A 23,879-nucleotide genomic window follows, 5' to 3' on the forward strand; every position below is an offset into this window, starting at 1 on the left:
ATGACAATAGGTTATGCAATTTACTTTTAAAACAAAACAGGAATTAAGTGCGTTTTTAGGGATCAGTAGACAGACGTTACGCAGGAAACTCAAAGAAATTAAAGGACTCGATACGGGAAGAAGACAATTATTATACCCCTATGAGGTGCGAATGATATTTGAAGCTTTTAAGGTTTTTGAATGATTTAAAGTATGTGACTTGGGGATATCCTAAAGGAACGGAGCCTAAGATTAATCCGTTTGTATGAAAATCAAAGAAAAAGGAACTGCTAAATACTAGGAAAAACAATTCTAATTCCGCTAAATTTGTAAATAAATATACAGGAAATAAAAGGACATATATCCTATTTCATTGTTGTAGCCAATTTGAACAAACCTATGGGAGTTAAAACATATCCAGCGATTGAAGGAAGTATTTTGGAAGGTTTGAGCCGAATTTTGGGAGATACAAATTATGGTTTGACTGGAACTGAAATAGGAAAATTTCTTCCCGAAGTTGGAATCAAAGATGTTGACTCAACTAACACAAAATGGAAAAGAATTTATAATGCTTTCGTAACGTATCAAAATGAAAAAAAGATTTCGAATAACATTTTAAAATTTATAATCAAATCAGTCAGTCCTGCTCGATATTTAGGAAAAAATGAACAATTTGAACACATTAGAGAGGAATTAAATAAACGCCTTTCATTTATCGGTTTGGAATATAAAGCAAATGGAAAATTTACAAACTCTACAAAATCGAACACTATTTCAGAAGCGGAACAAAAAGCAAATCGATTAAAAAGTAAACTTGAAAACAGAAACGCTCATTCAGAAATTTTTAAATATTGTAACGCAGAATTACTCGTTGAAAACTATTTTCATACTGTGTTTGAGGCAGTCAAAAGTGTAGCCGATAAAATCCGAAAAAAAACTGGTTTGACTGGAGATGGAGCGGAATTAGTTGAGAAAGCATTTTCTATAAAAAATCCTTTAATAACTATAAATGACTTATCGACTGAAACCAAAGAAAGTGAACATAAAGGATTTGCGAATTTAATAAAAGGTGTATTTGGAATGTTTAGAAACACAACTGCTCACGCACCCAAAATAACTTGGGAAATTAATGAACAAGATGCGTTGGACATTTTATCAACTATATCATTGATTCAAAGAAAACTAGAATAAAAAAGAGGTGTCCTTACCAAAGAAACATAATACCGAAACAAAAAGGCTTCTGAAAAAAGTGCCAAAAGTAAAAATTTCAAAATGGCTATTGGAGGAAGGTTACTATCCTGAACAATATGTAATTCCACCTTGTTTTCAAGTTAAAAAATTTGAATTACAAGATAATCCATACTTTGAAGTTGATACAACAGGTGCTCAACCAAAATTCGAGCCTGAAAAATCTGATTTAGTAAACGTATCTTTCCCAAAATCACAACTTACAGACAGAACATTTGGAATTATTGCACCGAAAATCTATCACGATTTAGTTTGGTACTTAATGAATGAATGGGATTTGATAATCAAGACATTATTCAAAACTCAAAACAAAATATATTCATACAGTTTTCCAATTCCGGTATCCAAAAAGAATGAAGGTATTTTAGGACATCTTCGTGCTGGAAGAATGATTTATGAATTTTTGGAAATGGCTGAAAATGATTTAGTAGCTGAAGCCTACAACTACAAATTCATATTAAAAACGGACATAAAAAACTTCTATCCTTCGATTTACACTCATAGCATTGCTTGGGCAATTCATACAAAAAAGACAATCAGAGCGAAAGGAAATAGAAGTGATTATGCAATTTTTTTAGGTTTAAAACTTGACAAGTTGATTCAGTATGCGAATGATGGTTGCACTAATGGAATAGCTATAGGGCCAGCTATTTCAGACTTAATTTCAGAAATAGTTTTAAGTACAGTTGATACTGAATCTTCGAAAATAATTGACAAAAAAGGCATTGATTTTATTGGTGTTCGCTTCAAAGACGATTATAGGTTTTTATGCCAATCAAAAGAAGATGCCAACTATATAATTAAGACTTTACAAAAACAAATGGCAGTTTTTAATTTGACTCTTAATGAAAGTAAATCTAAAATTGATGAACTTCCAGAAGGTCTTTTTAGAGAATGGACAGCTGATTATCAACCATTTTCAGTAAGGTATCGTAAAAAAATAAGTTATAAACGATTTGAAAGTTCGTTACGTGGAACTTTGAAAGTGGACAAAAAATTTGAAGGAACTGGAGTTGTTGATAGATTTTTAAGTGAATTAACAACCAACGAGAATGAATTAAAATTTGACTTTAAGGACAAAGATTTACTTAAAGCAATAAGCTTATTACTGCTTTTAAAAGAAAGAAGAAACAAGTCCTTTCCTCAAATACTTGGAATAATTGAAAAAATAATTCAGAAAAACAAAGGCAAGAAAAGAATAACAGCCAAAATAACTTCTGTTATTGAAAGTCTGCTAAATGAAAAATTAAAGAATATTGAAGACAATCAATATGACCTTATTTGGCTCATATATTTTGTAAAATCTATTAATTTATTTCCAGTTACTTTTCCTAAAAAATTCAAGTCACCATTAATAAAAAGTCTAAAGACTAATGGACTGGAATTCTTTAAACCAATACCAACGGAAATGAAACTATTTGAAACAATTAAAAAGCCAGGAAAGAATAAAGAATTACTTGAACATTTAGCTTTGTTTAAGAAAACCGAGGAATAAAAACTGGCTACAATCGAGTAGCCTGACGCGGTAATTAATTACCGCAATTTGATATAAAACCTGAAGATCTCGATTTTTAAACATCGTGATTTTCTATAACTAAATTTGACGTTAGTCGAGATAAAAACGAGAATCCTACGTAAATGAAGAAAACATTTCTATTTATAATTATTTTAGCAATTCTAGCCTCTTGTAAATCATTAAAAGTTTTAAAAACAGAATCTGAAATTTTTAATATTTTAAACAAAATAACCTATCAGCATAAAGACATTACAGATAAAAATGAGGGCTATCATAATGTAGCAGATTTTTTAAATGAAAGCGAAATAACAAAGATAGAAGCTTGGAAAAGTCCAGAACCAACTTTAGAAAATTTTTATGGTGCAGATTGTATAGGTTGCTCAAATGACATCAAGAAATTTACACCTATATACAGAGCCGAGAAAGGCAATTTTATTCACTTTGGACTCAAAAAAAGTATGGGAATTGAAAATTTAGTATTTAATAAAAAGGGGGCTTTTATCACTCATTTTTTTACTTATCAACACTATTCTCAATCGCAAATTGAAAAAGAATTAAAAGAAAGAGGTAATAGTGGTTATGTAATAAGTGGCATTTTCCCAACAACAATAAATGCCAACCATATTTACTTAAAACATTTGGAATATAGCGACCAAACCGATAATGGCGAATGGTATAACACTTCGTTTCCTATGGCGTTAGAATATTACATCAATGTAAAAGAAAAACAACACGTTTTGCGTTTCAAATTTAAAGGTGGTTTTTACAGCTACCAAAGAGATGATGCAAATGGCGACCTTAGAATGATTCACTTTTTTGAACCTGAGTTCGTTGCAAATGCAGTTGACTTTAACCAGCAATCAAGCTTTTCTTCTAAAACCAAAGGTTATTATGGCGAAGCAACTTTCTTTTTAATAAAAATAGAAAAAAAAATGAACCTAAGTGTAGTAATAAATTCAAAAATAGTAGAGAAAAAATTTCAGTTTTCAATATTAGAAAACAACTCCTTTAATACCATAGAACAATACGTAAATAAGCACAGCGAACTTTACACCACCTATAATAAAAACCTAGAAAAAGGCGAATATCTCATTCGGGTAATTAATGGCAAATCTACTTATTGGAATATGCCATTGTATGATTTAAATCTAAAAAAAGTAAAACTATAACCAATGAAATACCTAAAACGTTTTGCCCTACTTTTTTTGCTCTTATCCATAGGTGTTAGTGTTTGGATAGGAAGCAAAGAATATTACGATGATGAAACTAGGGTACAAATTAACGCAAGAAAACGAGGTTGGGAAGAAAACAAAGCTGTGCTTGAAAAAGAAATAGACCAACTTAAAGCTGAAAATAGAGCGTATGCCAATAAAATAACAAGTTGCATCACGCAAAAAACAGAGTCAATTTCTGATGAAACAAAAGCTGTTTTATATACCATAAAAAACTACCATTCAGAGATTGAAATACCCAAAACCGTAACTAATTATCATAATACTAATTCAGAAATCCCAACTTTTTCCGTTTTTAATTATGAAAGAAAAAATGACGAACTTTGGTTTGGATTTTATATAGGTTATCGTATTACAATGGTAACAGATTATGATAATGTAGTGCTTCATTTTTCATATTCAGCAGGCACTGCGCATACCGTTTTTGGTACTATAAATTATAATACTTTGACTAAAGAGGTAAGTACAACAGAATATTCATATGGTACAGGCGCTGGCGGCACAACACTCTACTTAAACGGTGTAAAAGTTAAAGAATCATTTAAATATTTTACAAATGAATAAAACACGAATACTACACTTAGTCAGCTTTTTAATTTTTGCAATAAGTATTTATATACTGTTTAATAACTATAAAACGTATTTGGAATTAAGAGGTATAAAAGCCGATAATGAAATTAATGCGGTTATTGATCTATTAGATAAAAATTTTCATAATTATTATAGTTTGCCAGAAAACGATAACAACTGGGTACAAATTGGGGAATTACCAGAAAATCACGATGTAGATGTAAGCGAAGAAATATTAGAATACCTCAACGCAAATCGAAATTTATGGCAATACGAGTATATAAAAAACCCTATTAAAACTACAGACCAAACTAGTTATACTTTAGGGCATTTTGAGCTAGCAGACAATAAAACAAGTACTATTTTGTACAGCTTTAATAATTTTTACAGCGATTGGAAACACTTTAAAGAAGCCCAAAATCACAATCTATTACTTGAAACTTTAACTCAGGAATTAGACTACACTATAGAGCCTCATTCAGAAAAATTTTGGTATATAAGTTTAAACACCTTGTTTGACCATACTTTAGATAATGAAAAACTAAACAATAACGCTACAATTTATTACAACTTAAATGAGGCATTAAACTATTATAATAGCTCTGTAAAATATCCTGATTATAAATTGGATATGAATATCGATTCTGAGATGGATGCTATAGAGATTGCTAAAACTCTTAAAAAGTTAAGCATGCTTGATTACTACCAAAAATACATAAAGCGTACAGATAGAGATGTAGAAACGTTTCAAAATATTTGGGAAAATGGCAAGCAATATTTCTTCAGCTTTATGCCTCAAAAACGCTACAATGGCTTATGTAAACCTTTTATAGATGAGCTTTTTACTACTTATAATACAGTTACTCAAACCAATACTTACAAAAAACATTTTGAAAAATATGATTTAGACGATTCAGAATTTTATGCCTTACCAAATACAGAGGAGTTTAAAGATGACTATCAATGGGCGTACAGTTTTTGGGACAGACGCTTTACCGAAGGTACAATGGAATATGTGCACCAAGTATTGTTAGAAATAAAAAATCATTACGAATAAAACTGCTAAAATGAAAAAAACAATCCCCATTATACTCATCATTGCTAGTATTGCTATGCTAGCTGCGGCTTATTACCTGTATCGCAGCAATGATATTACAGAGCGCAAATCTAGATTAATGCGACATATAAAAGAGCAATTAAAACATAAACAATTACCCATCAACCAATTTGATATAGACTTACAGAAAGAGGAGTATTTACTTACAAAAATAGATTACAACATACCACTTACCCAAAAAGTAATAGTTGCCAATTGTATAAATAATGCTAACCCAAATTACAATAAAGAAGAAGCTATTGACTGTTCTAAAACACTCAACTATTTTATTTTAGATAAAATAAGCGAAGAAACTTTAATAAAAAGCATAGCAAGCTCATACATCAATAATGGTTTACGGTATATGGTATTAGGCGGTTTTTTAAGGATAGAAGATTTTCAAAACAGCACAGAAGATAATAGTAATTACCTAAAGTTAATTGCTTATAGTGGGTTTATGTATAACTTACGAGACCCAAAAAAGCTCACTGCTTTTTACAAAAAAAACCAACCTTTAATGCAAAATTATGTGACCGATGCTATTTATAAAGAACATTTACAAAACCCAATAAATAACTTATTAGAAGGTTATCAAATATTAAATAACGCACCAGATAGAACTCTATTTTTAAAAGAAGTAGAAGCACGAGGCGAAAAAAACTACAACCATTCCGCTTCAGAAAATTGGAGAATTACCTTTTGGGAACGCAGAAGACAAGAAGGCAATGATAAAGTAATTTATAAAATTTTAGTTGACGTAAAAAAGCATTATGAAGAGCAATAACGTTTTACAATAACTAAGCATATAGCGCTAGCCTATCGGCGCGCCTGGCAACTGGCTTTTCACTCCAAATAGTTATTCAATTTTATATAATGTTCAGTTAAAAAGGCATCTATTTTAGCAGCTAATTTTCTCAAAAAGGCATTCGCTTCTTTTACTTTTCTTAAATCTAAATTTGGATTATCTCCGTGGGCTATATCATTCCGTAGTTGTCTATAAGTACTGAATTGTGCTTTTTCTGTATCTGTAATTTCGATTTTAAAATGAGATATTAGAAAATCTGGGATTTCATTAGCTTTTAGATTTTGTACTGTTTTATATAAGTTGTTGAACGCTACAATCTTTAATAGTTCGTCAGGTGATATATATCCGTTTGCTTTTAGTTCAGAAGAATACTTTTCATATCGTTGATGATGTTTCTTATCATAAGTTCCTTTTAAGGCTCTTTTTGGTTTTGTGTCGGTATTATTATTCAGACTGTTTTCAAGAGTGGCTTTGTCAGGTATAGAAGTGTTTAAATCAAATACTTCTTTTAACACAGAACCGAAATAATTTTCAAAAAAGGAAAATGAACTTAAAAACAAGTATGTTGCAAGCTTTTCTTTATATCCATTTGCTTGAGTTCTTAATTCTGTTGTGGTATTAATTGTAAAATAGTCAGGTGTTGGCAATTGATTTATAGTTCCCTTATCCAATAGATTCATCTGTAGTTTTAACGCAGGAACAGAATGACAAACAACTACAGCGAAATCAAATGTTTCTTGTACTTGTCTTTGTAAAGTATTAAAAGCGTTAGTTCTTACAATCATATCTTCTATATAGTGAAGGATGTTGGAATCGAACCAACCTAACAGGCAGTAACCTAAATTCTGTCAAAAAACTTACGTTAATGCCTGCGCATCACCTTAATGCTAATCCTTCGTTTTTCAGCTTGTTGCTAACTATTGGGCTAAACTGCGTTTTAATGCAGTTTAGGTTTTGTGTGTGCCTATTATTTATCGAAGATAAATAACTTATCTAGAGGGTGCAAGTCCCTTATGGGCGGGAGTAACGTTTCGAACCATTAGTAAGTCGCAAGCTGGTGTACCGTGAGGTATGCAGTAAAAGAAGCGAGACTACAATGTATACCTATGCCTGTATTTATAGCGGCTTCCAACTGTAAACACCTTTTCTTTTTCGAGATGTAAACATTTTGTTTACAAAGATTAAAATAAACGAATCCCATTTTTATACTTAGCAATTTCTTTACCTTTTTGGTGGTTCTCATAAATGATGGCCGTCTCCCATGTTCCCTTTAAACGTCCTCTAAGAAGCATTTTGTCTAGCCTACGAACCCCTAATGCTTTATTTGGTTTTGATCGTTTATGAATCTTATCAAAAGAGTAAAAGGTACAGGTATTGCCATCATGAAAATATACAATGCACTTGGTAAGAGAATTACTTGGCATACCAGAGATCATACACCAGTGGATTTAAAGAGAGTACGCTGCAGGCTCTTTTCATACTCCTGTAGTAGTTTCTCATCATTAAATGCAGACAAACACTGTTGTTGAATTCTAAATAGTTGCAAACGGGTTTTATGTTTATACCTGCCTTTACCCTGATCGCGATCTTTCCATTCTTTTTCTGATTTTTGAATCAGGATTTGATTTCTAATTTGTTTTTTCAGTAGTTCTTGCTTTATAAACCATTGGTAGGTTTTGGCAAATCCGTTGCGTTTGTTCTCTGGATCGAAGTATAAATGAGGAGGGGCTACCCATCGATTGGGATTGCGTTGTAAGTATCTGGAAACCATATCTACTCGTTTATAGAGAATTTGTTGATAGTTTTCCCAATCTTTCTTACTGCCTTTGATCTTGAATTTTCGATAGACCGATGCCCAAATATGATTGAGCACCTCGGTTTGTTCTGCATCACTCAAAATAAGTTCTGAAAACAGTGCTAACTTGGCATATGCCCAGAAATCACGCACCAGTTGTAGTAAAAAAGCCGATTCTGACACTGCTTTTGAGGCATTTTTTTTGCGCCCAGCTTGCTTTTTTGAGTCAGAATTTCGGCTTTCCCTGGTGTTCTTGTCTTGTTCTTGTAATGTTCCTGTAACGGAGTTTATAGTAGATTCATGAGCCGATAGGCGAATTCCTTTTTTTTGTGATGTTAAACTATTCACACTGCTATTATTATTTATTTGTTCTTGATGTTCTTGAACTAATGGGTGTAATTTTTTCACTTTAAGACCTAAAGTATTGGTAATCTCTGCAATATCAGATTGAATGTTATTAGGGGGTGTGAATAACTTTTTAGGAATAAAAATGGCTGGATTTATCCAGAGTTCTATTCCTGATTTTCCTCTGTGAATCTCTTTGATGATAAATCCTGCTGCTTTCAGGCGTTCCTTGTGATTTATAATAGTTCTAATAGTACAACCTTTGCAAGTGGCCAGACTAGGATTAAAGGTTTTAAAGCCAGGGAGCTGTGTTGTAATGTCTTCTCCTAGTGTAACGGCATGATTGAGTTGTTTGGCATATAATCGAGTGATGAGTTCTGCTGTTGCTCTATGATTGGCATTCAAACGTTTGGTAAGCTGATCATGGGTAGAATTATGGCGATCTATAAAATTCTTAGTAGCCATAAATATAGTACTGAAATCATAATAGGGGCGTATAGATGGTGATGTTTCTGAAGTCATAATTTCTGCTTTTTTTTGGTTTTTGGAGACGTATCTCCAAAAACCAGTATATTGTTATTTGATTTTCTGGCCTTCTAAGTATTCCAGAAGGCTTTTTTTGGAGTATAACACCCTTCGTCCATGTTGATAGTATTCAATAATTTTCTCATTACGGAGTTCATATAAACGGTTCCTGCTTTTTACTCCTAATAATTTCATTGCCTCAATGGTAGAGATAAAATCATCTTCTCTAGTCATATTTTTCTGCTCTTCTTTTAAAGCCTCCCGAACTACTTTATACATCAAGGACATCGTTTCTTCCATCAATCGATAGTAACTCTCCTTTTCGAATATGATTAATTCCATTCGTATTTTATTTTTTTATGTTCTACTTTTTTGAAAGATGTAAAAGAGTAATACTGCTGAAGAAATATGATAACAGTTTTTTAAAAAAACAGGATCCTATCTGTTATCTGATTCTTTGTAGATATATCCGAAAAAGTAACTCCCGAATTCTACCTTAAACATCATAGTGATAAAGAAAACAGAAAAAACAATACGATTTCTATACGTTTTGTTGCGCAATGAAATTAATGTATTGTTTTTCAGGTGTTTATATTGATAAAAAAAGCCCTAAATGACATAGAATGACATAAAAAAAATTTAAAGATTCTAAAAAAACGCTGGTAAGTCCTATAAAATCGTTTTGTTGCGCACCAAACAGCACTTGTTGATTATCAGGCGGTTATAGTGTTTGTTAAAATCGTTAACACTTGTGAAGACTATTGTTGGTCTTTTTTTTGAACTATACGACTATAGATATTGTGTGAACTCTCTTTAAAAATGGATCCTTATATTTTATTGTTTAGACTACAATTACCTTTGATTTTATTGAGTTTGGTAATCATACGAATCAGTAATTCTTCTATAGGTTTATAGCTTTCTATTTTTGGGGTATAGAACGAGTTTTTAATAGTATGTTCTGAAATCGTATCTTCTTTTTTGGTATTATAGGTATTTGATAAAAACCTAAAATATCTTTGTTTACTGCTCTCTATAGAGATGACTCCAGTCTCATAAAATAATCTGGCCAATAATGCAATTTCGTGAACAGTTATATTGACTCTGCGTTTCTGAATTACAGGTCTGGAAGAATCTCCTTTTTTTAAAATAGGATGCTGTACCTGAAGTTGATGAAACTCTTCAAGTTCCATTTGTCGGTCTACCAGATCAATCATCTGTGTAATCCATAGGATTAAGTACTCCTTTAGGCCAGGGAACTCCAGGTTGTATTTAAAAGGGGAGGTAACAGCAATCTGTTTTATTTGGGCCAATCGGGTATACAAATACTTCTTTTTCTCAATCTTTTGATCGTACATATCCATTTCATTGATCATTTCCCATTCCATAGCTTTATAAATATTATGGTTATTATAATCTAGAGCAATAAGAAGTTTATATATCTGATCATGATTGGGTGTCTTTAGCTTTTGTAACAAAAGCGTAAATACATCTATATATTTTCGGTAGTATTCTCTTCGTAAGTAACTGAAAGATGTAAGATTACTCTCAAGGATTGCTTTTAGGGGTTTGCAAACAGATACTTCAATCTCTTTGGGGAGTTTTTGATTCTTGATTAGTGTGATGAGTTTTTTTGAGGTGTCATAGTATTGATCTATAAATCGTTTACGTTGTAAATAGGGGATTTCTTTCTGCTTATCTATATAATCATAACAACTTCTTTCTAAAAATAACAGGATCTCTTCTAATCTCAAATAAATACACTTGAATACATCACAAACAGTTTTGTTCAAAGAAATTTCTTCGATATTGATACAACTACTATCGCTATTAAAACGAAGTTCTAAATCACTAAGGTAGTTACCTAGTTGATGTTGGTACTTACGGATGAGAATAGAACGTTTCTGTTCTGTTTTCTTTTCATCAAAATACAAATCTTCAAGGTAGCGGGTAAATCCCTGACGGATATCCTCCATGAGTTTATAGTAATAATAGTAGCATAAGGTTTCTGCTTCAATGGTTTCAATGCAAAGGGTTGCATATAATTCTAAAGTGAGATACTCTTGGGTAGGATCACTGGAGCATTGAATCTTTTCTTTCAGAAATACATAATTAAGGGTTATTTCATTTCCTGAAAAGTTCTTCAGTAAAAAATTATTCAAAGTACAATCAGAAATTTCTGAAAGAATGTTTTTGCGCTTCTTTTTGGTTAAATGTGAAAAACCAGGATGAAAAGGAGTCTCTGTATGAGATAGAATAGAGCAACTCCCATTATTGTCTTTTTTTATTTTTAATAAATAGTAGGTCTGTAGTTTTGAATGCTCTGTTTTTAAATAGGTTTGGTAATAGGTTGTTTTAAAATAATTAAAGTTTAAATACCTCATATCTTCATCAAAGATGCGACGTAATATATTGATGTATTCCATAAGCACAATTTGTCTTTTCCAGTTTTTAGTTAAACTCTATAGTCGATTGGTGATATGGGGTATCTCTTATTTTGAGAAAATGCACATGCAACCTAAATACATTGAAATAGGTTAATTGCAAAATAACGTATACAATACCATGGGTCTATGGCTAAAACAAAGGGTAGGAATTGTCTTTGTTGTACGGTTTGAATTTTTCAACTCAAATGTGTTTACTAGACTAATTTATAGTTTATTAGCGAGTTTTACAAATATTGAAGCAAGGAAAGATTTAGTGGTAAAGAAATATTATTTTTATAGAACTTTTGTTACTAATAACAATGTATTGTCCAGGAACTATTTTCAAAATCAACTTCGTGTAGTTTGATTTGAATATTGAATTTTGAATTTTGTTTTTCCTTTGTAGTCTATTTCCTCTGATTTCATCAATTGACCGCATTCTGTCATAAAATCATGCTTAGAGAGTTTGGATAATTGTTTCTGCTTATAAAAAGTGATAGCATACCCATAGGTTAACAGTTTGTCATTTTTTCCCCATACAGAATAGCAATAATCAGTGCCTTGAGGTTCTTGATACAAAAGAATGGTATAATCTACTAGAAACGGAGTCTGGTCTTTTTTGTATCCAGGAGGGTAGCATGTTCTTATCTTAAAATTGTGATTACACACAATCTTTTGGTTAGGATCAAGAATTAATACCGAAGCAGTTTCCATATTCATCTGTGATGCTCGTTCTCCTATATTAATTAAGCAAGATTCTTTGCCTCCTAGTATCTTTCTTGTAATCCCTTTGGTAGTAAAATCTATATATGTGTATAAATGCCTTGGGAGGATACTACACCTAAATTCTGGATTGAGGATATGTTGTATGATATTTTCAATTGAGTTTGTGTTCATGTTATACTAATTTTTAAAAGGCCATAATTACTTGAGGATATTAGTAGTTGTAAAAACATCATAAATACTTTTAATTTTGATACCTCTTTTGTTAAAACCTATCATTACCAAATTAAATAGATGAATAACATTAGAATAGAAAAGATGATTCCAAAACTAATTTTAATAGGTAGCTGAACAATATGAGTAGATATCGATAAGACAGTACTTAATCCATTAGAAGCTCCCATAACAGCTTTTGTATAAAATTCTATAATTTGTGATGGAGTCATTTCTCCTGTTTGTACAGTAGTGTCTTCAGTTGATTTAAAACGAAGTTTATTCGAGATTGAAATTAATATTCTCTTTATAATACTATTGATCAATCGTCCAATTAGGGGGATCTTTTTTGAAATAACATCAGTTAATACAGGAATTGTAATAATATGTGTAATTCCTTTCATTAACAGTTGTAATGTATCTTTTGGATTTTCTTTCAAATTGTTTGTACTCAATTTACTTATATCAACTACACAAGATTTTAAAATATCAAGAGTATATTGTATGATGGCATTTATATCAGATTTTAGTTTAAAAGTTAAGAACCACAATCCAGCCAACACCCCTGTAATCAAAAATAAAACCAATCCGATGATAGCGTACAGTATGTATTCTATATGTACTAAATCAATGATAAAATAGCCTATAATATATATTACAAAAGAAATAAGAACGGGTCGCATTGTCCAATTCAATATATATTTGGGGAATAATAATAAATCCATAATGTTTTCTACCACCTCTGGATTCCTATACTTTTTTAAATCGATACCCAATTCGTTCTGAATTTTTATATCTAAAGAATCAACATCTTCCTGAGTTTTGATTTTCATTTTTTTTGTTATAATGATTTATTTGTGTGAATAAACTTATGCTTTTGTCCAGATACGATTGCTGATATTGAGTGTCGTGATTAAGTCCCTTATAGCATTTAAATCGTTTTGAATATCCTCTATAGTATTTACACTAATACTGTTTTTATCAATGGTGACATTTTCAAAAAAATCTTTGTTCATAGGTGCGATCAAGTATAACTTTCCATCTTTTAAGGTCATAGATAAATGTTTGCCCAATCTAGTGCTTAACTTATCTATAGCTTCTACAATTGTTGGACTTAAAACATAGTATGCCATCTGTGTGTTTGTTGCTCTTATAGTATATTTTTTATTTACCGATGCATTTTCTACACGAATCTTATTCATTGTTTTTGAAACATTAAACATTTTTGGGATACCAAACTTTTTCTTGGTACGAATATTTATAATCCCCTCAAAATCTTTATGAAAATCAGCATACATAAAGAAACCTCTAAAATTGGTTTTTGTACCATACAAAAATGCTTTTTGATTTACTTTGGTGCGATCTATTTTTTGTTCTACTCTCTTTTGTTTTGATTCTCCTAGAGTATCAAAAAAAGATTCATCATCACCGATTCCTAAAGAGGGCAAATCAATATCAGATCTAAAAAGAAGGCTAATAGAAATAGTAAACATAATGATAATTATAGCCCACCCACTTATTGTTACTCCTTTCGTTTTATAATAGAGTTCACAAAACTCAAAGTCTACATTCTCTATTTTTCCTGAAAAGTAATCATCGCCAAAAAACCAACGTTCTTTTAAGGAGGTAAGAAAAGAAGGGGGAAAAAAACCAGACTCCAATATATGATCTTCGTGTACGATACCGTCAAACTGATACTTCAAATCTCCATAGGTTGAAGCAATCATTTGTGGAAGAATATCCATTTTGAAATCCTGTCTTAAAACACTAGTGTTTTTAAATTTAGTGGTGTCTTTGAAGTATGAGCGAAAAATAAGAATGGCAAAAATCCACCCACCAATACTACCCTTAAAACTACTTTTTGCAATAAGAAAAATTACATCTGTATCATATTGAATAATCCACACAATAATTCCTATAAAAAAGCATACAATGGCTATTATAAATGCTAATACTGAAGCTAATACTAAAAGGGATGAGCCTATAAGACGTAATTTTGAAGGAGGTTTAATTGTACTAGCTTGTTTTTTTACTGCTTCAAAATGTTCTGAAATTTGATTCATAAACTACAAATAGGTGTTTAAATCTATATTTTTCCTTTCTTGTTCATTAGTGATAATTGACATGTATTCTTCTTTTTTAAAGCCAAATATACCTGCAACTATATTACTTGGAAATACAGAAATTGAATCATTATAGGTTAGTACAGCACTGTTATATGCTCTTTGGGATGCAGAGATTTGCGCTGCAAATTCATTAATACTACGTTGTAAAAGAATAACAGATTCATTTGATTTAAGTTCAGGGTAGTTTTCTACACTTACCATAATTGTACTTAATAATTCTGATAATTGTTGTTCTAAACCTAATCCTTCTTCTCTAGTACTGGATGCCTGATATTGACTTCGAAGTCTTGCTATATCAGAATGTACATCTTTTTCATGAGTTAGATATTTCTTTACTGTAGTAGCAATATTGGGTAATGCTTCAAATCTTTTTTTGAGTTGTACATCAATATTTTGTATTGTATAACGAATTTGATTTTTGTTTTTGACAATTTTATTATATGTCCAAATCATATTTATAAATTTTGTATACTATCTTAATTTTAAATTCTATGTAATGATAAACCTCTTTTTACCACATCTTTTTTATACCGTAATCAAACCCCAAACAAGTGTACTATAAAATCTTGTACTCTTTTCATACCATTACATATTTCGAAATACTAGTTTTTTTCTATTATAGGCTTTTTTGGGGCAGTAGAGGTAATTGTTGAAAAAATTCCCTCTACCCGTACCGTTTTTTTCATAGTATAACCATGCCATACTTTTGTGTAATAATTGAGGATCTTCTGGGTTTTTATGACGTAAATAAACCCCCCTCCCAGAGGCACATTGTAATACTTTATACCCACTATCAAAAGGGTATACCTCTCGGGTTGGGTTGGTAAACAACTCTATATCTTCATCCCATACTTCCTGTATTTCCTTTTTAGTGTTATAATAGGTTTGTGCTTGTATCAACATACCTGTATAATTCAGTTTTGCTATTGCATCAGCATTCCCTTTTTTAAATTGTTGTAAAAAATTGTTATAATAGGTTACTGCTTGTTGTTCTACATAGTCTTGATCTAGTTTGGTTAAATCTATAGCAGTGTCCCACCCATTTTTGATATGGTAGGGCACAGTAGCTTCAAAAGAAAAGGTATATTCATAAAAAGGTAATCCTGAGCCAGTAAATACCTCACCCGCTTCATCTTTGGTAGGGCTATGGTGGGCAATTACAGTTTCTTCATCATCCATGCCCTGATTGCCTTTGTGATCTGCCTGTATTATAGTAATCTGCACTGCACTGGCATCACCCAGTGTAGTGACGGTATCACCATAGTCATATTCTTCTTTGATCAAATCACCCACAGGATACATACGTACTGTGATGGTTTGTGTACCGCTTTTTAAGATATTATCATTGATTTCTAGTGGGGTTGCCAGATTGCTCAAGGTATAATTTTTATACGTAGGGATATCATTTACCAATACCTCTATCAAACAATTGGCTTTGCCGATACGCAGATAATAGATAGGCTCTACCTCATAGCGTTGTACTTGATTTGCAATTACTTCTACGATATTATCTGCGGTAATACTATCAACAGGTACTTTTAATAAATCGATTTCTGCTTGAGCCGTGGTATTCATGGTTTTAGATTTTTGTGCTTCAACTTTATTAGATACAGCTTTCTCTTTGTGTTGCCCACAGGCGATAAGGCTGTATAGGCATACTATTGCTAGTGTTTTTGGGATCATATTCCTGGTCATATTATTTTAAGTGTGTTTTTTCTACTGTATTTTAGAGCATCGGTGATCCCCTTTTGGGTAAACAGGTATTCTTTCTTGCCCCCAAGGGTATAGGGTTTCATCAATATAAATTCTACCATAGGTAGTTCTTTCTCTATCTTTGGGCTAGCTACTGTGGGTTGGTTTCCTGGTTTTTTTATCTCTTCGTTTTCATATTTTCTTTTCTTCACCTTCAACCTATAGCTCCCTGAGATACCTGAGAAATGTGTAAACTCTTGCATATAGGGGCCTTTGTGGGTATCACAGCCGTATTTGATTTCAAAAGCGATTCCCCCTTTTAGCATGGCTTTACCAGCAACAGTGGTTTGTGCTACTTCGGTTTTAAATTCTTCTTCGGTAACCCCAAGCCACTCGGGTACATAAGGAGCAATCCAATTGGTCATAAACATCAAATCATGGTTGATGGCAAGGTAGGCATAAGCGTTGATACTTTTTTTACGACTATAGGCTACTTCGTTTGTTTTATTCCCCTTACTATCTACACTATCTCTGCTATAACTGGTATAGGTGCCATCTGGAAGATGGTTTTGCATAGTGAGTTGTGGGACATTGGGATCATCTAGATTAATGTCTACTTCAAACTTGGCACTATAGACTCCTTCTACCGAGAAATAGAAGTTAAATTCCAGCCCCATTTCTTTAACAATAGTATCAACTTTGCTTTTGATATTATCTTCTGCTTTATTGAGTATGCCTATCACACTACCTGGTGTAATAAAGGCTTTGTTTTTTGAGCCTTTATGTAGGGCAGCACGTGTAGCGACTACAGTTTTTAATTTACTAGCCCCTTGCTTACGTTGTAACTCAAATACACGTTTGGCTAGTTTTGCATTTTTTGAGTATCGTTTTAGTTTTAATACTTTACCTACCATACTTGTTGCCAATCGGGCTATATCAAATCCTACTCCTATGGGAGAGTTATCTACCAAAAGTCCACCTATAGTATTTTCTGATCTAAAAATTAACCCAAAAATAGGGGTTGCCGTGCATTTGATCTCATAATGATATCCCGAGCTACCATCGGGGTGAGCACGATATCCTTTGCCTAGAGATAATGAGATGACTGGCCATGCGATATGAAATGCGCCATGCTCATTTTTGCGCTCTACCCATTGAAACGTATCTAAGTATTTTCTTATTTTGGCAGCTTGTCGTGCCATTTTTGAGCTAATATTAAATCCAAATCTTGCCGCCGCAGAAGATCCCCCAGAAAAAATAAGTATCAAAATTTCTATAGAAATTATAAGTGCTACTGGAGACGATATTAATAGATTGGTAATCTCTGGGTATCGCTGGGTATAACTAGCTATTTGTCGGGTGTTTTCATTTTCTTCGTTATAATAGGTATGTAGCCCCATCCCAAAACATGCCCCGATATTTTTCACATAATCAACAACCAAGCTCATAATAAACTTTTTTGTTACTTTTATTGGTCCTGCACTGGGTAGATTTGTTAATATAAAATGACTCCCTATATTTTCTATGATATTCCTATGCTTTTCTATTAATTTATTAAGCCCAATGTGTAGCTTGATATCTTCGATTTCTCTAAAATACATTTCTTTGCGATCCATGACTTCTAGCTGATCAGGTTTTTTTTCGAGTTGATCAGAACTAAGTGCGCATCTAAAATGGAAAGCCCACGCTATATCTGGATTAATAGCTACATTTATATTCTTGGTATATCTACAGGTTTCTACAGGGATCACAAGTTGTTCTGTTTCTGGAGGAATAAAATATTCTAACAGAAAATTGAGATAGTTATTTTGAGGGATTAGCCCCTGATCATCTATATACTTGTAAGGAAAATAAGGGATAAAGGATAGTGTATTACCCTCATAGGTATCTATGTATTTTGTGGGTATTTCTTCGGTATTAATAATGCGCGGTGTGTGTGCTTGTTCGCCTCGTTCTACAGCAGAACATTTGGTTTGGGGGGTATGTCCTGCTACCTCGATAACCAAAGGCTTTTTGTGCGCTCCTACTTGTACTGTAATATTTGGTTGGCGGTGTGGGGTATCGGTGGGTTGATCACTTTCTTCAAAAATAGTTACTTGAGGTTGATCGGCAAAGGTATAGGCAATAGATTGATATTTGCAGGGTTCGTAGCGTTGGGTATAGTATTGTTCTCTAGTACCAACCACTACAGGCATAATGCCAGTATCAGGCATTTTAGGGCCACTGCCTATTTGCATGCCATCTACAGTAAGTAAATTACCTTGTTGTTTGCCATTATAAATAGTTTTGATACCATCATGCCCTAGATAGGTAACTACAAAATATACTTGTTTGACAACACTAAAAAAGATTCGGTGACGGGTGTGCCACTCTTTTTTGAGGTGTATCTGGTGCAGGCTACGATCTTTATGTGCTGTAAGTGAGTCAATATGTTGATCATTTTCTGTAAGATATACATCTATGGTAAGGGGGATAGCATAAATACCTTCTCCATCAAGGTCAATACCTACTATGGTATTGAATTTTGTTTCTGTACAGTTTTGTAATGTTTCTAGGTCTACCCAATCGGTTTTTGTGATTTTGGGTGTAGCAACTAGTTCTAGGCGCACAGTATCCATAACCCCTTGAAAAGGGTGTATGGCTTGAATCTCTATATACGAGGGAGAATCATGCGCACCTGCCTGATCTTTATAAAGGTGTATCTCTGCCTTACGCCCTCCTGTATAATCATCCTGATCTACGCGAATGTAGTTTTCAAAAATAACCCATTCGATGTCTTCAAAGAATGTAGAATCGATAGCAGTATTGTCGTCTTCTATGATCTCAAACTGTATGGCAGTACGCTCCATCGTATCAAAGTCTAACCGAAGTGTATTATCGGCCATTACTTGATCATTGTAGGTGGTTTTGATCTTTACATTATATTGTTGTATCATTTTCATCAAACACATTTTTTAAAGGTGCTATTCTCTTTATTTCCTTATTGTTACTTGACTTTAAAACTACCTTCTTCTATTAAAAAAAACTTGGTGTTATTTCGCCCAGGTTTTCTTCTAGCTTTTAGATTGGGGGCATATCGCGCTTTAAAATCAGATTTATGAGTAATCGCTAGCCATTTTCTTTTAAAACCTATTTCTTTTGCATAATACCATCCGGTAATATATAGAGAATCCTTACGTACAAACCCAATATCATTTTCATACCATTTTCGATAAGCTGTATTTCTCCAACGCTTTATAGTTAATTTGTTACTTTCTAATTTATAAAATCCTAAAAAGTCAAGAATAATAGGGTCTGTTACTGTAATCACTCCATCTTTTGGGAAACTCAGATTTTCTCCCACAATGTTTGAACTACCAATATATGCATGACCTTCATCGTCATAGACTTTAAATACATAATAATCGTCTTCTTGATCTTTACTAATATAGACTTGGTTGGTTTTTAAGTATGGGTGGTTTAGTAATTTTTCTTTCTTTCTTTCTTCCTCAACTTCCATATATTCTTCTATATATTCCATTCCATCTACCTTTTTAGGATCTAGGCCTTTAGAAATCAAGTATTCATTAAATTGTACTCTAAACTCTTTCCGTTCTTTGTGTGTGCCACAAGCAATACAAATAGAAAATACCACTAAAACAAAAACTATTTTCTTCATTCTTTTTTGTTTTTTTCTTGCTGTTTAAATTTTTTCTCTAAAGTAAAGAATTTCTCCAGGTTTTTACTTTTGTCTAAAACATCTGCATTCATATATGTATTTAAACGCTCTAAATCTATTGTATTATCTCTATTTTTATAAACTACAAACAAATGATGGAACGTAGGATTAGGTGTTAATTGTATACTTATAGTGTGGTTTTTCATTTTTTCATTATACTCCTTAATAGCTTCTTTATGTCTTATTTTAGCTTCTCTAAATTCAAATTCACTTTTATACTTTTCAGGTACAGGTGCTGTAGGAGGTTTTGGTACCTCAGGAAACGGGATGGCATCATGCATCATATTAGATGGCCAGAAAGTACCATATCCAAATTTGGTTTGGGTGTTACTATTACCCATTGCATCGGTAGTGGTAAAGGTTTCTTGCCCACGATTGAGCAATAGGGCAAATAATTGTTGATAATCATAGTTTTGTCCTGCTATGTTTTTATCCAGATTATAGGGCATCTCGTTATTAGATTTACCATAGTACAGGTCAAAAGCATAGCTCATATGTATTTGGTGTTTTAGCTTGGCTTGCAATTGCACTCCTGCCGACCAATATTGATCTGAATCCATGCCATAAAACAAAAAAGGTTCATGAATATCATTGTAGGATGAGATCATAAAATTACCCACTTTGGCAGCAGCACCTCCTAGTAATTGATGCCTATTGTTACGATCATGTTTGTTGTATTTATCTTTTATACGGTTTTCATTTTTGTCATACGATTTGCTAACACTACCAGAACTTAGCACCCCTGTCGCTCCCCAAGTAAAGGCATACTCATAAGGTACATTGACCCCTGATCCTGTAAAACTATTAAATAGATTAAGGTTGAGTGCATTTCCTGTTTTGTATCCTAGTGTTATAGCTGGGGTAATACTGGCATTGATCAAATGAGGGCTTAGATAAGAAGTCCCTGGTGCGCCATTACCATAATAGGTTAATGCAGCATTCACACTAGGCATAAGATGTGCATCGCCCATACGAGCGACCTGATAGGAGATTCCTGCATACACACTGGTAGTAAACCCACCTTGTAGACTATAACTAAATTTTAACCCTAATGTTGGTGGCCATCCTTTGGGTTGGGTTTTGGGATTCTCAAAAGTAGGTATTTCTTTTACAGATTGCCCTGGACCACTTTTTACCCATTTTGATGAGGCTGGTGCATCATCTTTTGGAATATCAAGCACCAAATCACCACTATAATCGGGCGATGTTACTTGCCCTAAGACGATAGTAGTATCATGCACCCCATCAAAGCGAAATACATCGTACTCATAAACGGCTACTTCTTCTTTGATCGCGAGTTGATCTTTTACTTTGGTATCAATATGTGTGCTATAAGCTTCTGTGAGAGCTTGTATTAATTTTATTTTTTTATCGGTATCATTCTCTATAGCAACCAGGTTTTTTTCCCACACTTTAATTTGCTCATCGCTGGTATCATAATATGCCAATTGATTTGAAACAGGGGTTTTGGTCACTACTGTTGTGGGGTTTGTAATGCCCCCATTGGCTACCTTTTGGTACAATTGATATACTACACTATTACTATCACCCTCAAAACCTTTGATAATATCATTGGCAACATTCTTAAAATGATCGTGTACATAGGTGCTTTCTAAGGTATATTCACTCTCTTCATCTTCTTCTGTACCAAAATCTGATGTACTAAACTGTATTGCCTTTTTTTGCGTTGTATCTGTAGGTATAGGATTGATTTGTTGTGCGATGGCTTTTTCTTGTCGGGTTTCCTCAAAAGCGGTGGCTGATGGTGCTGCTACTTGTCCATGAAAATCAATTGCAACACAAGGTGATCCCGAAATAGCGCAGACGGCTTTGCTACCTTCTAGTAATGGGTAACCTGCATTGGCAGAGAGTTGCATTTTATCGGTATAGCCTTGCCATGATTGTATCATGGGTTGACATATCTTGAAACTGCTTCCTGCTGGTTGTAACTTGCATTGCCCAAAGGTTTTTGCCGTAAAGGGTTGCCCTAGCTCCATATTGGTGGCTATGAGTTTTTCGCTTCCTGCATCATCATTGATAAAATTTTTATCCTGTGTGGTTACCTCCAAGGTATCGGTTGCATCTCCAAAAAGGCAACTACATATTGCTCCATGACATACTAAGTGTTCCGTATTACTCATTTCTGTATTCTTTTTTTTGTTACAACCATTGTAATATTTGTTGCATTTTTTGAAATATACTAGGTTGTTCTTCTTTGGTGTCATCTGTCATAGCGGTGATTTCTGCATCTTTTTCGCTAAGGTGGTACAGATGTATTGTTGTTTTTGAATCGCTCTTACCAGCCTTGCAATGCTGTATGGCAGTAGCATGTTTCAATACTCCTGTGTCTTTCTCAAAATCATAAGTACTATCCATTGTTACTTTGTCATAAGGAATACTAAGGTGTTGTGCTAAAAAAGAAGGTGCTACAGCTCCTGTAAATATATGTTGTCGGGTATTATAATAACTTAGTGATTTTTCTATAGATAATCTACCATTATATGTTGCTGATCCTAGAGTATGATCTATTGGCATTACCAAACTTGTAACAGGATCTATAGCGGTATATATCGTTTGAAAATAGATCGCCCAAAACCAATCAGATTTCAAATAGCGCAGTAGCTTCTTTTTGGTGTCAATACCTTGTGCTAAGCTATCAAGGTATTGCGTAATTTGTACTCCTGTAGACTCTTGCAGTATAGCTTGTTTAAATTGAGAGAATCGCTTTTGTACTTGTGTATATGATATATCTGTGATTGTATGTATACTCCCGTTGGGGGCTACCATAACCGTAATAGGATAGAGCACTTGTGTGCTAAACATAAGATCATATGCGGTTTTAAACAGTCGTGGTTTTTTATGATTTACTTGTAAGGCTGATTTTTGAAGAGTTACTTCCCATAAATAGCTGTTTTCATTTTTATGACAAGTAGTCTGCATCATAAATTGAATCGTATCTGTATTGTTTTGTTGCTCCATAGTGATCTGTACACCATACATTCGAGTATGTGTACGATCATCATCCTTATTCTGCTCATAATATCCTCCAAAGGTTAGTGGCTCCATAATAGGTAGTAAAGACTTATGATTTAGGTTAAAATGTTTTTTTCACTACTATTACTTACTACCTGTTTGGCACTAGAGAGTTCCATGTTTTCTTGGGTACTATTCATCGTTATTCTTTCTGCACTTTTTTCTAATTCTCTTGATTGTAACGTAGCTGTTTCTTCTATTAGAACAGTACTGTTTCTTGCTGTTACCATTTGGTCTTTGCCAATGTTTTCACTCTTGTTTTCTCCTACTGAAACATCTAAATTTTCTTGAACGTTGATTTGCATGTTTTTAGCATTCAGCGTCATATTCTCTAATGCAGAGATTTCTATATTGTTATTGGCTGTGTCTATACGAATGATATTATTATTCTTATCGGTAATCGTAATCATTTCTGCCCCATTACTATCATCAAGAGTAATGGTGTGCTGACTCTTTGTTCTAATTGCTTTTATATCATTATTCTGCGATTGCCATGATGATGGGTTTTGACTACCATTATACAAAGCACCTAATACAAAGGGGCGTTCTGCATTACCGCCTTCAAATCCTACCATTACTTCTTCATTGATCTCTGGGATAAAATGAAATCCTTTGTCTGAGCCTGCATGTGGGGTTATCATACGTAACCAAGGTGTACGCTCTCCTAATGGCTTCTGCCAAGAAAATTGTACTTTGATTCTTCCTAATCCATCTGGGTCGGAATTCTCTACTACAGTGGCGGTTTGTGTTTCACTTTTTGGGAATCTGTAGATATCCATCTTAGGGTAAGCATCAAAATTGGCATCTACTGCCTCAAACTCATTTTTGTATACGCCGCCT

At 33.2% G+C, this 23,879-nt stretch carries 22 protein-coding genes; 7 read left to right on the forward strand and 15 right to left on the reverse strand.

Going from position 1 to position 23,879, the window contains the following annotated elements; all coding sequences use genetic code 11:
• The first annotated feature begins 13 nt into the window (after positions 1-13).
• The 7 genes from DG508_RS03855 (at position 14) to DG508_RS03885 (ending at position 6,425) form a co-directional block, all read left to right on the forward strand.
• Complete coding sequence (locus DG508_RS03855; protein ID WP_108866874.1) at positions 14-184, forward strand: helix-turn-helix domain-containing protein; 171 nt, start codon at positions 14-16, stop codon at positions 182-184.
• A gap of 194 nt (positions 185-378) precedes the next feature.
• On the forward strand, positions 379-1,170 hold the full coding sequence (locus DG508_RS03860) for a TIGR02391 family protein (RefSeq protein ID WP_108866875.1): 792 nt from the start codon (positions 379-381) through the stop codon (positions 1,168-1,170).
• Positions 1,171-1,228: 58 nt separating this feature from the next.
• Positions 1,229-2,722, forward strand: a complete 1,494-nt coding sequence (locus DG508_RS03865) for an RNA-directed DNA polymerase (RefSeq protein WP_234418166.1) — start codon at positions 1,229-1,231, stop codon at positions 2,720-2,722.
• A 143-nt stretch (positions 2,723-2,865) separates the two neighbouring features.
• Entirely contained in the window at positions 2,866-3,912 is a 1,047-nt protein-coding gene (locus DG508_RS03870; protein WP_108866877.1) for a hypothetical protein, read from the forward strand.
• Positions 3,913-3,915: 3 nt separating this feature from the next.
• Positions 3,916-4,539, forward strand: a complete 624-nt coding sequence (locus tag DG508_RS03875) for a hypothetical protein (RefSeq protein WP_108866878.1) — start codon at positions 3,916-3,918, stop codon at positions 4,537-4,539.
• Positions 4,532-5,602, forward strand: coding sequence for a hypothetical protein (locus DG508_RS03880; RefSeq protein ID WP_108866879.1), 1,071 nt, complete (start codon positions 4,532-4,534; stop codon positions 5,600-5,602). The genes DG508_RS03875 and DG508_RS03880 overlap by 8 nt, the downstream gene beginning before the upstream one ends.
• 10 nt (positions 5,603-5,612) lie before the next feature.
• Positions 5,613-6,425 carry a hypothetical protein gene (locus tag DG508_RS03885; RefSeq protein ID WP_108866880.1) on the forward strand — a complete coding sequence of 271 codons (813 nt, stop codon included), beginning with the start codon at positions 5,613-5,615 and terminating at the stop codon, positions 6,423-6,425.
• Positions 6,426-6,484: 59 nt separating this feature from the next.
• On the opposite strand, the gene DG508_RS03890 is transcribed toward DG508_RS03885, so the two are convergent.
• The 15 genes from DG508_RS03890 to DG508_RS03960 all read right to left on the reverse strand — a co-directional run.
• Entirely contained in the window at positions 6,485-7,231 is a 747-nt protein-coding gene (locus DG508_RS03890) for a HEPN domain-containing protein (RefSeq protein WP_108866881.1), read from the reverse strand.
• Between the two features lie 396 nt (positions 7,232-7,627).
• Positions 7,628-7,882, reverse strand: coding sequence for a hypothetical protein (locus DG508_RS03895; protein WP_108866882.1), 255 nt, complete (start codon positions 7,880-7,882; stop codon positions 7,628-7,630).
• Complete coding sequence (locus tag DG508_RS03900) at positions 7,879-9,108, reverse strand: hypothetical protein (protein ID WP_159090651.1); 1,230 nt, start codon at positions 9,106-9,108, stop codon at positions 7,879-7,881. Before DG508_RS03900 ends, DG508_RS03895 begins: the two co-directional genes overlap by 4 nt.
• Before the next feature lie 54 nt (positions 9,109-9,162).
• Complete coding sequence (locus DG508_RS03905) at positions 9,163-9,453, reverse strand: helix-turn-helix domain-containing protein (RefSeq protein ID WP_108866884.1); 291 nt, start codon at positions 9,451-9,453, stop codon at positions 9,163-9,165.
• Between the two features lie 485 nt (positions 9,454-9,938).
• Positions 9,939-11,534 carry a hypothetical protein gene (locus DG508_RS03910; protein ID WP_108866885.1) on the reverse strand — a complete coding sequence of 532 codons (1,596 nt, stop codon included), beginning with the start codon at positions 11,532-11,534 and terminating at the stop codon, positions 9,939-9,941.
• 348 nt (positions 11,535-11,882) lie between these two features.
• Positions 11,883-12,431, reverse strand: coding sequence for a hypothetical protein (locus tag DG508_RS03915; RefSeq protein ID WP_108866886.1), 549 nt, complete (start codon positions 12,429-12,431; stop codon positions 11,883-11,885).
• Between the two features lie 104 nt (positions 12,432-12,535).
• A complete protein-coding gene (locus tag DG508_RS03920; protein WP_103866809.1) occupies positions 12,536-13,303 on the reverse strand; it encodes a hypothetical protein in 768 nt (255 codons plus the stop codon).
• 36 nt (positions 13,304-13,339) lie between these two features.
• Positions 13,340-14,533: a DUF3137 domain-containing protein gene (locus DG508_RS03925; protein ID WP_108866887.1), complete on the reverse strand. Its 1,194-nt coding sequence runs from the start codon at positions 14,531-14,533 to the stop codon at positions 13,340-13,342.
• A 3-nt stretch (positions 14,534-14,536) separates the two neighbouring features.
• Positions 14,537-15,049: a LemA family protein gene (locus DG508_RS03930; protein ID WP_103866813.1), complete on the reverse strand. Its 513-nt coding sequence runs from the start codon at positions 15,047-15,049 to the stop codon at positions 14,537-14,539.
• Positions 15,050-15,181: 132 nt separating this feature from the next.
• A complete protein-coding gene (locus DG508_RS03935; protein ID WP_108866888.1) occupies positions 15,182-16,291 on the reverse strand; it encodes a hypothetical protein in 1,110 nt (369 codons plus the stop codon).
• Positions 16,288-19,230 (reverse strand): hypothetical protein, encoded by a 2,943-nt coding sequence (locus DG508_RS03940; RefSeq protein WP_108866889.1) that lies wholly within the window; start codon positions 19,228-19,230, stop codon positions 16,288-16,290. Before DG508_RS03940 ends, DG508_RS03935 begins: the two co-directional genes overlap by 4 nt.
• Before the next feature lie 44 nt (positions 19,231-19,274).
• Positions 19,275-19,946 (reverse strand): hypothetical protein, encoded by a 672-nt coding sequence (locus tag DG508_RS03945; RefSeq protein WP_108866890.1) that lies wholly within the window; start codon positions 19,944-19,946, stop codon positions 19,275-19,277.
• Positions 19,943-22,147, reverse strand: a complete 2,205-nt coding sequence (locus DG508_RS03950; protein ID WP_108866894.1) for a DUF4280 domain-containing protein — start codon at positions 22,145-22,147, stop codon at positions 19,943-19,945. The genes DG508_RS03945 and DG508_RS03950 overlap by 4 nt, the downstream gene beginning before the upstream one ends.
• A 19-nt stretch (positions 22,148-22,166) precedes the next feature.
• Positions 22,167-23,072, reverse strand: coding sequence for a hypothetical protein (locus tag DG508_RS03955; RefSeq protein ID WP_108866891.1), 906 nt, complete (start codon positions 23,070-23,072; stop codon positions 22,167-22,169).
• Positions 23,073-23,095: 23 nt separating this feature from the next.
• The coding region (locus tag DG508_RS03960) for a phage baseplate assembly protein V (RefSeq protein WP_234418167.1) at positions 23,096-23,879 on the reverse strand (784 nt) is incomplete at its 5' end.

Origin of the sequence: Aquimarina aquimarini (genome assembly GCF_900299535.1) — a bacterium.
Lineage (GTDB): Bacteria > Bacteroidota > Bacteroidia > Flavobacteriales > Flavobacteriaceae > Aquimarina > Aquimarina aquimarini.